The 12,585-nt window shown below is 55.6% G+C and carries 11 protein-coding genes and 1 rRNA gene; all 12 read right to left on the reverse strand.

What is annotated here, in order from left to right; genetic code table 11:
* Positions 1-58 (reverse strand): 16S ribosomal RNA (locus tag JJB07_RS22470); the annotation flags it as partial.
* 258 nt (positions 59-316) lie between these two features.
* A protein-coding gene (gene prfB / locus JJB07_RS22475) for a peptide chain release factor 2 (RefSeq protein WP_201638360.1) occupies positions 317-1,442 on the reverse strand; the annotation gives its coding sequence in 2 pieces (ribosomal slippage) (positions 317-1,360 and positions 1,362-1,442; 1,125 coding nt in all).
* A 20-nt stretch (positions 1,443-1,462) separates the two neighbouring features.
* Positions 1,463-3,901, reverse strand: coding sequence for a preprotein translocase subunit SecA (gene secA / locus JJB07_RS22480; RefSeq protein WP_201638361.1), 2,439 nt, complete (start codon positions 3,899-3,901; stop codon positions 1,463-1,465).
* Positions 3,902-4,071: 170 nt separating this feature from the next.
* Complete coding sequence (locus tag JJB07_RS22485; protein WP_201638362.1) at positions 4,072-4,335, reverse strand: hypothetical protein; 264 nt, start codon at positions 4,333-4,335, stop codon at positions 4,072-4,074.
* A gap of 51 nt (positions 4,336-4,386) precedes the next feature.
* A complete protein-coding gene (locus tag JJB07_RS22490) occupies positions 4,387-5,160 on the reverse strand; it encodes a hypothetical protein (RefSeq protein WP_201638363.1) in 774 nt (257 codons plus the stop codon).
* Between the two features lie 653 nt (positions 5,161-5,813).
* Complete coding sequence (gene hpf / locus JJB07_RS22495; protein ID WP_201638364.1) at positions 5,814-6,368, reverse strand: ribosome hibernation-promoting factor, HPF/YfiA family; 555 nt, start codon at positions 6,366-6,368, stop codon at positions 5,814-5,816.
* A 142-nt stretch (positions 6,369-6,510) separates the two neighbouring features.
* Entirely contained in the window at positions 6,511-6,708 is a 198-nt protein-coding gene (locus JJB07_RS22500; RefSeq protein WP_201638365.1) for a cold-shock protein, read from the reverse strand.
* A gap of 133 nt (positions 6,709-6,841) precedes the next feature.
* Positions 6,842-7,564 (reverse strand): amino acid ABC transporter ATP-binding protein, encoded by a 723-nt coding sequence (locus JJB07_RS22505; protein ID WP_201638366.1) that lies wholly within the window; start codon positions 7,562-7,564, stop codon positions 6,842-6,844.
* Positions 7,561-8,226 carry an amino acid ABC transporter permease gene (locus tag JJB07_RS22510; protein ID WP_201638367.1) on the reverse strand — a complete coding sequence of 222 codons (666 nt, stop codon included), beginning with the start codon at positions 8,224-8,226 and terminating at the stop codon, positions 7,561-7,563. The genes JJB07_RS22505 and JJB07_RS22510 overlap by 4 nt, the downstream gene beginning before the upstream one ends.
* 91 nt (positions 8,227-8,317) lie before the next feature.
* Positions 8,318-9,112, reverse strand: a complete 795-nt coding sequence (locus JJB07_RS22515) for a basic amino acid ABC transporter substrate-binding protein (protein WP_201638368.1) — start codon at positions 9,110-9,112, stop codon at positions 8,318-8,320.
* A 148-nt stretch (positions 9,113-9,260) separates the two neighbouring features.
* On the reverse strand, positions 9,261-11,771 hold the full coding sequence (locus JJB07_RS22520; protein ID WP_201638369.1) for a putative bifunctional diguanylate cyclase/phosphodiesterase: 2,511 nt from the start codon (positions 11,769-11,771) through the stop codon (positions 9,261-9,263).
* Between the two features lie 176 nt (positions 11,772-11,947).
* Positions 11,948-12,535, reverse strand: a complete 588-nt coding sequence (locus JJB07_RS22525) for a stage II sporulation protein M (protein WP_201638370.1) — start codon at positions 12,533-12,535, stop codon at positions 11,948-11,950.
* Positions 12,536-12,585 lie beyond the last annotated feature (50 nt).

Raw genomic sequence — 12,585 nt, forward strand, 5'->3', positions numbered from 1 at the left:
GCATGTATTAGGCACGCCGCCAGCGTTCGTCCTGAGCCAGGATCAAACTCTCAATAAAAGTTTGGTTCTGACTCGAATCGATCTTCATCTATCACTCGTTTAGTTTTCAAGGATCAATCGTGTCGCTCAGAGGCGACGTTTATTAGACTACCACAGGCATGTCCATCTGTCAACAACCATCTTTTACTTTCACCACCGCGTCTCTCGCGGCGACAAGAGCTATCTTAGCATGTCCCACACCCCGAACTCAACGCACATTCCCGAACAAAACAAAGCAAAAGAGGCACCGCACTTGTGCGAATGCCTCTTTCTTTCGTCATTCCTCGATCTTGGTCTCGATCTGTTTGCGCAGGAATGCGTCGATGAACGGGTCGAGTTCGCCATCCATCACCGCATGCACGTTGCCGATCTCCGTATTGGTGCGATGGTCTTTGACCAGCGAATACGGGTGGAAGACGTACGAACGGATCTGGCTGCCCCATCCGATGTCCTTCTGCTCGCCGCGAAGCGCGGCCAGCTCTTCCTCCTGCTTCTTGCGCTCCAACTCATAAAGCTTCGCCTGCAAGACTTTCATCGCTGCTGCACGGTTCTTGATCTGCGAACGCTCCGCCTGCGACGTCACCACCACGCCCGACGGCAAATGCGTAATCCGCACCGCCGAGTCGGTCGTGTTGATATGCTGACCACCGGCCCCCGTCGCACGGTATGTGTCGATCTTGAGGTCCACTTCCCGAATCTCGATGCTCACGCTGTCGTCGATCTCCGGGATTACATCCACCGAAGAAAACGACGTGTGACGTCGGCCCGATGCGTCAAACGGCGACATGCGCACCAAACGATGCACACCGCGCTCTGCCTTGAGGTAGCCGTATGCGTTATAACCCTTGACCAAAATCGTAACACTCTTGATCCCCGCTTCCTCGCCCGGCAGGTAGTCCAGCACTTCGACTTTGTAGCCGCGCTGTTCCGCCCAACGGGTATACATGCGATACAGCATCGAAGCCCAGTCTTGGGACTCCGTGCCGCCCGCACCCGGATGCAGTTCAAGAATCGCATTGCTTTTGTCATACGGGTCGCTCAGCAACAGTTCCAGCTCGAATTTCTCCAAGCTGGACTTGATCGCTTCCGTCCCTTTGTCGCACTCGAGGAACAAGTCTTCGTCTTTCTCCTCATAAGCGAGTTCGAGCATCGCTTCAAGGTCGTCAAACTCCGCTTGGAACTTCTCCATGCGGTCCACATTGCCCTTGAGCGCGTTGTTTTCGTTGATGACCTTCTGCGCCGACTCTTGATCGTCCCAAAAAGACGGCGTGGACATTTGCTCTTCCAACTCGGCTATGCGAGCTTTTTTGCCAGGGAGGTCAAAGAGACCTCCCGATGTCCGCCAAGCGTCTGGCTGTATTCTGAAGCTCTGTACGCAGTTCACCAAAAGTTTGGGCTGCCATGTCTGCTCACCACTCCCGAATTATTCGCTTCGCTCCGGTTTGCCGGTTTCGCCCGGACCGATCGTGACCGTCTGCAGACCCATCGTCGGGCTTTCCGGTGCTTGCATGCCGACGCCGACGTAGGATTTGAAGACATAGGTCGTCACTTCTTCGCGGATGTTGTGAATCATCTCTTCAAACATCTCGTAGCCTTCGAACTTGTAATCCATCAGCGGGTCGCGCTGACCGTATGCACGCAGGTGAATCCCTTGGCGCAATTGGTCCATCGCGTCGATATGATCGATCCATTTGGAGTCGACCGCGCGAAGCAGGATGACTTTTTCAAATTCGCGCATTCCGCCACCGAGATGTTGTTCGAGCGCTTCGTACTCCCTGTCGACAAGTTCGAGGAAGAGTTCGATCATTTCTTCCTGAGTTGCGTACTGGCGCAGTTCGGCCTCGTCCAGTTTGCCTTCTCGCATGAAACGAGCTTCGGCATACTCGATCAGCGCCGGGATGTCCCAATCCTCCGGGACGACTTCCTTCGGGCAGAATTGCTCGACGGCCGTCTCGACGAGTTCGTGGACCATGTCCAACACCACGTGCTGGCAGTCGTTCACTTCGAGGATCTCGCGGCGTTGCTTGTACATGACGATCCGCTGTTGGTTCATGACATCGTCGTACTTGAGGACGTGCTTCCGAATGTCGAAGTTGTTGCCCTCGACTTTCTTCTGCGCGCTCTCGATCGCTTTGGAGACGATGCCCGCTTGGATCGGCTGGTCTTCTTCCAAACCGAGTCGGTTCATGACGTTCATAATGTTCTCCGCGCCAAACAGACGCATGAGATCGTCCTCCAGAGACAAGAAGAACTGCGAAGAACCTTTGTCCCCTTGACGACCGGCACGACCGCGCAACTGGTTGTCGATTCGGCGGGACTCATGACGCTCGGTCCCGATGACGTGCAGACCGCCGATCTCTTCCACACCTTCGCCCAGCAAAATGTCGGTACCGCGTCCCGCCATGTTGGTTGCGATGGTGACTGCTCCGCGTTGACCTGCGAGTGCGATGATCGCCGCTTCCTTCTCATGGTGTTTCGCGTTGAGCACTTGGTGTTGAACTTTCGCTTGCTTCAACAGCGAAGACAGGTACTCCGACTGCTCGATGGACGTCGTACCGACGAGCACCGGCTGGCCGTTTTTGTGGCGTTCGTTGATCTCGCGAACGACGGCGTTGAACTTGCCGCGAATGTTTTTGTAGATCACATCCGGCATGTCCAAACGTGCGTTCGGGCGGTTCGTCGGGATGGTGAGAACGTCCATGCCGTAGATCGAACGGAATTCCTCTTCCTCGGTTTTCGCCGTACCGGTCATGCCGGAGAGCTTTTTGTATCCGCGGAAGTAGTTCTGCAGCGTGATCGTCGCGAGGGTTTTCGACTCGTTCTGAACGCGCACGCCTTCCTTGGCTTCGAGCGCTTGGTGCAGACCGTCCGAGAAACGGCGACCTTGCATCAGGCGGCCGGTGAACTCGTCGACGATGATGATCTGGTCGTCCTGAACGACATAGTCCTTGTCACGGTGCATGGTGACATGAGCTTTCATCGCTTGGTTGATGTGGTGGTTGACCAGCATGTTCTCTTGGTCGAAGAGGTTGCCGATGCCGAAGTAGCGCTCCGCTTTTTTCGTGCCTTGGTCGGTCAAGATAACCGACTTGGCTTTCTCATCGTGGGTGTAATCCACTTCGTTGCGCAGACCGGCGACGAAAATGTTCGCGCGGAAGTACAGTTCGGTGGACTTCTCTGCTTGTCCCGAGATGATCAGCGGGGTACGAGCTTCGTCGATGAGGATGGAGTCCACTTCGTCGATGATGCAGAAGTTCAGCGGGCGCTGCACCATTTCCCCGATCGACAACGCCATGTTGTCACGCAGGAAGTCGAAGCCGAACTCGTTGTTCGTCCCGTAGGTTACGTCTGCCGCATACGCAGCTTGCTTCGAACCGTGGTCCATGCCACTGACGTTCAAGCCGACGGTCAGGCCGAGGAAGCGGTGAATCTGACCCATCTCCTCAAAACCGACGCGCGCCAAGTAGTCGTTGACGGTGATGACGTGTACGCCGTTGCCCGAAATCGCGTTCAGGTACGACGGCAGAGTTGCAACCAAGGTTTTCCCTTCCCCGGTGCGCATCTCCGCAATTCGGCCCGAATGCAGGGCCATACCGCCCATGAGCTGCACGTCAAAATGACGCTTGCCCAGCACGCGCTTGCCCGCTTCACGGACGACTGCAAATGCTTCCGGCAAAATGGCGTCGAGCGACTCGCCCTTCGCAAAACGCTCCTTGAATTCGAGCGTCTTGCCGCGAAGTTGGTCGTCTGACATAGCCGAAACACTCGTTTCCAGGCCATTAATCTTCTCAACGGTTTTGAGCAACCGCTTGATTTCTCGTTCGTTGCTGTCTCCAACAATCTTTTTCAGGAGGCCCAACATGAGGTTTCACTCCTCTCAGCTTGCGACGACATGTAGATACAGTTCGTCTTAGTATAAAATTGTATCATTGTTTCCTACAGACGTACAACTGCAAATGTCCAGACTTAAATCCTATGTAAAAAAATAGAGCAGGGTGACCCTCGTTCGGTCACCCGCGTCCGTGTTCAAACTCACATCAGTTGCCGTTTCGCTGCGGCATCTCCATGCTCTTGATCGCCACGGATCAGGCCAAACAGCGCTGCGAACGCGATCAACGCATACCAACCGCCCGCCGCCAGCGTCCCCAGTGCAACGAGAGCGAGAATGGTCACGAGCAAGTCGATGATCAGCGGGTGGACGTAGAACGCCTTGCGGAAGTTCCATACGGCAATCTGGACGACGCGAAACACGACGAGGAACACGAAAAACTTCAAAATCCACAACCAAACGGTCATCATCGGTCACCTCCGTACTTTCACGATATGCGGAGGTGCTTGGGCAGGTGCCTAGTTTTCGCGGGGGCAAGCCTCGCGCAACAGTCGCAATGCCCCGGAGACGAGTCCTTGGCCGCCGGTGAGCACGGGGATTTTTGCGTCCATAGCAGCTTGGGTGAAGCGTCGTAAGAACGGGTCGTGGATGTGTTCGAGAAGTCCGAGGTCGGCGGCGAAGCGGTCGTGGTCGGAGAGTTGCAGATTGAAATGAGCGAACAGCACGCGGGTGTCCCAGAGAACGGCGGACGCCATGCCGTTCAATTCGGCAAAAAACGCTTCAACGCCTTTGGCGTCCATCAGCGTCGCGATCAGGCTGCGCACGAGGCCTTTGTCCACGCGGCCGAGAGCTTTCATGCCGCGCTCTTCGGAAAAGACCCGGATGCGCAGCCCGAGCGTTTGCCCGAACTGCTCTGCCTCCACAGGATGGACACGTCCAAGGAGGGCGACGTCCGGATAGTCAGGGCGTTGAAGCACCGTCAGCAGGTCCTCCAAGTCCCCTTGATACGGTAAAAACGTCGAGGTCACGCGCAGGCGCTCCCCCGCCGATGGATGCTTCGCCGCGAGCAGGGCGTCCAGCGGAGTATCGACGTCGAAAAAAAGCCCCATCTCCGAGGGGAAGTAGTGAACGGGGAGCCCCGCTTGAGATTCGAGGGCGAACCCGAATTCGTTGTCGGTGGAGCAATCGTGGACTTGGAACACCGCAGAAGCCGGTTTCACCCACACGATGTCGGGCGACATACGATTGTTCTGCCAGACCCCGACACCCTCCAACTCAACCAACTTACGCACCCCATTCCCCGTCAAAAAAGGAGCCCCACACCCACCAACCACAACAATTGGCTCCTCCCCCCCGCGAGAAAACTCCCCCACCACCGCCTTCAAAGTCCCCAACCAATCAAACCCACTCTCACTCGCAACCCCAGCCTCCTCAAAAGCCCTTACCTCCTCAAAAGCCCTTACCTCCTCAAAAGCCCTTACCTCCTCAAAAGCCCTTACCTCCTCAAAAGCCCTTACCTCCTCAGAAGTCCTTGCCTCCTCAGAAGTCCTTGCCTCCTCAGAAGTCCTTGCCTCCTCAGAAGTCCTTGCCTCCTCAGAAGTCCTTGCCTCCTCAGAAGCCCTTGCCTCCTCAGAAGGCCTGCCCGTCCAAGTCACTGTTCCACCCATCGCGCAGACTTGTTGCGCCAGTTCCCTGTCATCGGTGCAAACCACGCACAGCACGCGGGGGTCTGCTAGAAACCTCTCGACCAAATCCAGCGTCATCCCTCGTCGCACGGAACTCATCGCTTCTAGAATCCCCGCCGGGGACTTTGTGTATCCGTATCCTCCGCTCATCACGACCGCCAACATGCTTGTCCCGCCTCTCACGCGCTATTTCCCGAGAAATGATTCGACACAAAAGGCCAGCCTCCGCAGACGGAGGCTGACCTTTTTCAATCAATGATTTACGCGAACGTCGGCTCGATCAACCCGAGCTGCCCGTCCTTGCGTTTGTACACTACGTTGACTTCCTGAGTCTCCGCGTTGCTGAAAACAAAGAAATCATGCCCCAACAAGTCCAACTGCAATACCGCTTCATCCAACGGCATCGGCTTGATCGCAAAGCGTTTCACGCGCACGATCTCGTCTTCGTCGTCGGCAACAGCCGGCGTCGGAACGGCTTCCATTTCCTTGAAGAGAGTATGAATGCCTTCCTGTTGCATGCGTTGGTTGATCTTGTCCTTGTGCTTCTTGATCTGGGTCTCCAACTTATCCGAGACAGCGTCGATGGAAGCATACATATCAGGGGAGCGCTCTTCGGCGCGGATGACGAGGCCGTTGAAAGGCAAGGTGACTTCCACCACGTGAAGGTCTTTGCTTTTCACCACGGACAGGGTGACATGCACCGCATGACCGGACGCATCATGGAAGAACTTCTCCAGACGTCCAATCTTCTTCTCCACATAATCCTGCAGGGCCTCTGTTACTTCGAGTCGGTTACCGCGTACTTGAATCTTCATGAAGTACCCTCCCTTCTCTTCGTACTTATAGTATTCCAGACTCGCTCTCCATACTCCTTCACAGAACGACAAAATGATGGCAACAAAACCATAAAAAACCTCAGTCCCAAATGGGGCTGAGGTTTTTTTGGACACTACCGGATTATTTTTTGTGGACGTTTTCCGCTTGCGGACCGCGGCTACCGGTCGTGATATCGAACTCGACGATGTCGCCTTCGTTCAAGCTTTTGAAGCCTTCGGTTTGAATCGCGGAATAATGGACGAAAACGTCATCCCCGTCCGGACGTTCGATGAAGCCATACCCTTTTTCGTTGTTGAACCATTTTACAGTACCTTGCATGTGATTCCATTCCTCCTAAGCTTGTCCCCGGTCCCTCTCACAACTGCACCGGGCGAGATCAAAAAAGATGTTTTGCAGCGACTAGAGAGGTTGCTATCTAGCCTACGCCACAAAACATCTCTTTATGCAATCACTAGAGGACTTTCGATAAAAAGTTCTGAGTCCGCTCATTTTGCGGGTTCGTGAAGATCTGCTCCGGCTTGCCCTCTTCCATGATGTAGCCCTGGTCCATGAAGAACACGCGGTCGCCCACTTCACGCGCAAAGCCCATCTCGTGCGTGACGACGATCATCGTCATCCCTTCCTTCGCCAGTTGCTTCATCACGTCGAGAACTTCGCCGACCATCTCCGGGTCGAGTGCAGACGTCGGCTCGTCGAACAGCAGAACTTTCGGGTTCATCGCAAGCGCTCTGGCAATCGCCACGCGCTGTTGCTGACCGCCGGAGAGCTGGTTCGGGTAGGCGTCGGCTTTTTCGGACAGGCCGACTTTTCTCAGCAGTTCTCGTGCGTTTTTCTCCGCTTCTGCCTTGTCCGCGCGGCGGACTTTCTGCGGAGCGAGGGTGATGTTTTGCAGGACTGATTTGTGCGGGAACAGGTTGAAGCGCTGGAACACCATCCCGACTTCGGTGCGAATGTGGTTCATGTTCACGCGCGGGTCGGCGATGTTCGTGTCAAACACGGTGACTTCGCCCGAGGTGATCTCTTCCAATCGGTTCAGACAACGCAGAAATGTCGACTTCCCGGAACCGGACGGGCCGATGACGCAGACCACTTCGCCTTCGCGAATCTCGCAATCCACGCCTTTGAGAACTTCCAGTGAACCAAACGACTTGTGCAGGTTGCGAACGGTGATCATACGGTCCCATACTTCCTTTCCAAGAATTTCACGAGACGCGCCAAGACCAGCGTCAAGACGAGGTACATCAAGGCGATCGTCAAGTACGGCTCCCACGCGAGGTACGTCTTGCCCGCCATCAACTTCGCGTAGTACGTCACTTCCGGCAGCGAAATCGCCGCCAGCAACGAGGAGTCCTTCAGCAGCATGATCGCTTCGTTGCCAAGCGGCGGCAACATGCGGCGAACGGCTTGCGGGAGGATGATGTTGAACATCGCTTGCGAGTGGGACATGCCAAGCGAACGCGCCGCTTCCATCTGCCCTTTGTCAATCGACTGAATCCCCGCACGGAAGATCTCGGCGATGTACGCACCGGCATTGAGCGACAGAGCGACGATCCCCGACACCATCGCCGGCGGACTTTTGCCGAAGATCGCCGGCAGTACGGCGAAGTGAATCAACAAGATCTGGACAAACAACGGAGTGCCGCGGAAAAAACCGACATAAATGTTCGGGACCAAACGCACGATCCACGTAGACGCGATGCGCCCCATCCCCGCGAACAAGCCCAAAATGACGCCGATGGCGACCGAGATCACCGTGATCTCGACGGTCATCACGATGCCCTTCAGGAACAACGGGAAGTACTCATTGAGTGCATCCCAACGAATGCTTGAGAACATAATATCGCTCCTCTAGAGAGTGTTGTGTTCAAAAAGGTGAAAAAGCGCAGGCCCCAATGGGTCTACGCAACTTTCACTTCGGAGCCGAGACTTATTTTTTGAAACCGTATTTGGCGTTGATTTCGTCGAGCTTGCCGTTCGCTTTGATTTTTTTCAGGCCGTCGTTGATCTTGGTTTGCAGGTCGGTGTTGCCTTTTTTGACTGCGAAGCCGTAGTATTCCTTCTCGAAGGAGGAATCGACCGCGGTGACGAAGTCGCCTGCGCCGTTGTTTTTCGTGTATTCGAGGACAACGCCGTTGTCACCCACCGCTGCGTCGACACCGCCGTTTTTCAGCTCAAGCAGAGCGAGCGGCATGTTTTCGAAGCGCTTGATGTTCGGAGAGTCTTTGCCGAGCATCTTGGTGACGACATCGTCGCCGGTGGTGCCGTTTTGGACGGCGATTTTCTTGTCTTTGAGTTCTGCGAGGGTTTTGAGCTCCGCGCCTTTTTTGGAAACGATCATTTGGGTCGCTTCGAAGTACGGGTCGGAGAAGTCGAGTTCTTTTTTGCGGTCGTCGGTGATCGTAACGGCCGATGCGACGATGTCGCGGTCGTTGTTCTTCAGGGTCAGGAAGATCCCGTCCCACGGCGTGTTTTGGAATTGGACTTTGAAGCCGCCCGCATCTGCTGCCGCAGACAGAACGTCCATGTCGAAGCCTTCAATTTTCTCGCCGTTCATCGACTCAAACGGTGCGTAGGAAGCGTCGGTGCCCACTACATAGACTTTGTCGGCGCCGGTCTTGCCCGCGTCGGAGCTGGTGGAAGTCGAGCCGCAACCTGCCGTGAACAGGCCCATGCCCAGTACCATCGTTCCCATCAGCATCAGTGTTTTCCAGTTTTTCTTCATCGATTTGCTCCCCCTGTTTCGAGTCTCTTGCTCTATCTCTTTTTCAGACAATTCTACTTTATTTTATATGATTCTAACAGCTCTCGTATACAGGAAATAATAATACATGGTTCGGAATGATTATGCAATAAAAAAAGACATCCATTTCTTAGGATGTCTTTTCGATTTGCAGTTGTCGTGCTTTGAGAAGTTTTTCAAATTCCTCTGCCGGAACGGGGCGTGAGAACAGATAGCCTTGCATCTCGTCGCACTGGTGTTCCCGCAGGTAGGAAAGCTGCTCCTCCGTCTCGACGCCCTCGGCGATGACTTTGAGTTTCAAGTTCTGCGCGAGGTAGATCACCGTCGTGACGATGGCGGCGTTGTACGGGTCGATGGCGATCTCACGGACGAAGGACTGGTCGATTTTGAGCGTGTTGATCGGGAAGTGCTTCAAGTAGTTCAGCGAGGAGTAGCCCGTGCCGAAGTCGTCAATCGAGATCAACGTCCCCATCGCCGAGAGTTCGCGCAACACGGAGATCGTGAAGTCGATGTCGTGCATGGTGATGCTCTCCGTGATCTCCAGTTCCAGATACTGCGACTCCAACCCCGTCTCCTCCAAGACTTCCCGCACACGCTCCGTCAGCCCCGGGCTTTGGAACTGGCGGGCGGAGAGGTTGACGGCGACGTGCATCGGCGGGTATCCGGCGTCTTGCCACGCTTTGTTCTGCCGGCACGCCGTTTCCAAGACCCAATCGCCGATTGGGACGATCAAGCCCGTTTCTTCGGCGAGCGGGATGAACTGACCCGGCGAGACGAGTCCGAGCTCCGGATGCTGCCAGCGCACCAGAGCTTCCATCCCCATGATCTGCCCTGTGCCGATGTTGACCCGCGGTTGGTAGTACACGACCATTTCGTTGCGCTCCAACGCATAACGCAGTCCGTTCTCCAACTCCAACCGCTCCATCCCGCTCACGTTCATCGTCGGGGCGTAGAAGCGGTAGTTGTTGCGGCCTTGGTCTTTGGCGCGGTACATGGCGGTGTCCGCGTTTTTCATCAGCACCGAAGCGTCGCGACCGTCTTCGGGGAACAGCGCGATCCCGATTGAAGTCGTCGTGTGCAATTCATAGTCGTCGATCACAAACGGCTGCGCGAGCGTCTGGATCACATGTTCCGCCAGCGCAATCGCTTCAAGTTCGCTCTCGATCTTCGGCAGCAAGATCGTGAACTCGTCGCCGCCCATCCGCGCCACGATGGAGTCTTGCCCGACGCAGTTGGCCACCCTGGCCGCGACGCCCTTGAGCAATTTGTCGCCCATGCTGTGACCGAGCGTGTCGTTGACGTTCTTGAAGCGGTCGAGGTCGAGGAACAACACGGCCAATCGCTCCTCGTGCTCCTCCGCCGTCAAAAGCGCCTCTGAGAGTCTGTCATTGAACAATACGCGGTTCGGCAAGTTGGTCAGCGTGTCGTGGTACGCCATGTGGTTGATGATCTCCTGCGACTGCCTGCGTTCCGTGATGTCGCGCACCGCAAGTACGCGGGCGACGCCACCTTGGTAGAGACAGGTCGTGCCGACCAATTCGATGGCAATCGGAGTGCCGTCCGCACGCAGCCCGAACGCTTCGTGGGACACGTCGTCCTCAGAGAGGATGTTCACCCGCAGCTCTTCGCGCGAATTGGGATGCAAGAGCCCGACCAGCGGCATCCCGAGCATCTCGGACGACTTGTAGCCGAACATCGACGCAAACGTCTGGTTCACTTCGAGGATGCGCCCGTTGTCGGCGATCACGATGCCCTCAAACGTCGCGTTGGAAAGTTTACGGAAGCGGTCTTCGCTCTCCGCCAACTCCCGCGAATGATTGCGCATCCGGAAACGCTCCACCCGCGTCGTGAACACCACCCAGTAGGTCGTATGCACCGGAATCAAGAGGATGATCAGAAACAGCAGAACGCCCCGGCGTGCGGAGGAGATTTTTTTGTTCCAAGTCAGGGCGTCGTAATCGATGCCGAGCACCGCTTCAACCTCGCCGAAATTGTCATAGATCGGCACATACGCGGAGATCATCTCGCCTCGGTCGGTCATCGTATCGAGGAAGGTCTTCTGCCCTTTGAACGCCGATTCCAGTTCGTCGCTCTGCTGCGGGTAGAGCTGTCCGATCGGAGTGCGCGCCTTGGGGATGCGGCGGTGCTGGCCGTCTCCCCCGTCGATCTCCGGCGCGATTACGAAATAATTGTCTCCATACGGCAATTTGCGCAGCGTGTAGATTCGTTCAATCTCCGGGTTGATCGTCAGCCATTTGGAGACGGTCGTGAGGATGCCTTTGTACATCGGGTCCAGTTCCGGCGTGGCGATGCGAATCTGGGAATGGCCCATCTTCTGCAATTCGAACGCGAACGTCGGCGCGATGCCCTCGACGAGTCGCTGGTTCGTCGCCGCCTGCTCTTCGCCGGCGTCCTCGACGACAAACCACCCGACGATCAAGATCGAAAACACCACGACCATCGCAATCAGCGGCGCCCGTCCCATCGAGAATTTCTCTCCGTAGACTTTCGTGGTCAAGCCGACCGACCGCATATAGCGGTACATGATCCACTCCACCGACAGAAAAAAGGCCCCGACAATGACGACAAACAGTATATAATCCAGATTCGACATGATCACGTCATGAAAGAAAGTTTCCATCAGCGCCTCCAACGGAACCCCAGAATTTACTCTCTGTGTGCAAGTGTTAGGCAGGTCGCAGTAAATGTAAGCCCCATTTTGTACTGTATAGTTTATATTTTATCAGAAGTGAGCCCTTATAGATAGCAAAAGTGACAGAAAAAAGGGACATCGCCCCTGTGGACGAGTCCCTTTTTTTATTGCACGACGAACGTATGCAGAAGCACCGGGGTCACCATGCCCTCGACGGAAGCGGCGACGACGAGCAGGACGAGGACGAACCACGACACGCTCCACACTTCCCGCCAGACGAATTTGAAGCTTTGCCAGCGTGTTTTTTCCCGAAGCGGGACGAGTAGCACGCGCCCGAGTTTGATCCCGAAAGCGGACGCGATGAAGATCGCCGGCATTTCGAAGATCCCGTGCGGGAGGATGCCGAACGCCACCAAGCCGAACACAGACTCCTGCGCGTTGCCAAGCATGACGCCGATCATCATCCCATTGAACAGCAAGGAGAGAATCGTCGGTGCGCAAGCGAGGATGCCGACCAAGATCATCGTCACACAGGCGCGGATGTTGTTGCCGAGGATCAGACCTGATGTGTAGGTGACAGAGTCCTTGGCTTTGGCTTTTTCGGCGAGAAGTTTGAGTTGGTCAAGCGACGGTTGGATGACGTGCAAGATCTGATTCGTGAACAATTCGCCGATCACCCAGCCCAGCACGAAGATGCCGAATGCGAGCCAGAGGTAGTTTTTATTTTGACGTAACACGCGAAAACACTGCATGCGGCGCACAGCCCCCCTTTTTTATCCATCCTTCTACTTTCGCATAAAGA

It is taken from the genome of Tumebacillus amylolyticus (genome assembly GCF_016722965.1).
Taxonomy (GTDB): Bacteria; Bacillota; Bacilli; order Tumebacillales; family Tumebacillaceae; genus Tumebacillus; species Tumebacillus amylolyticus.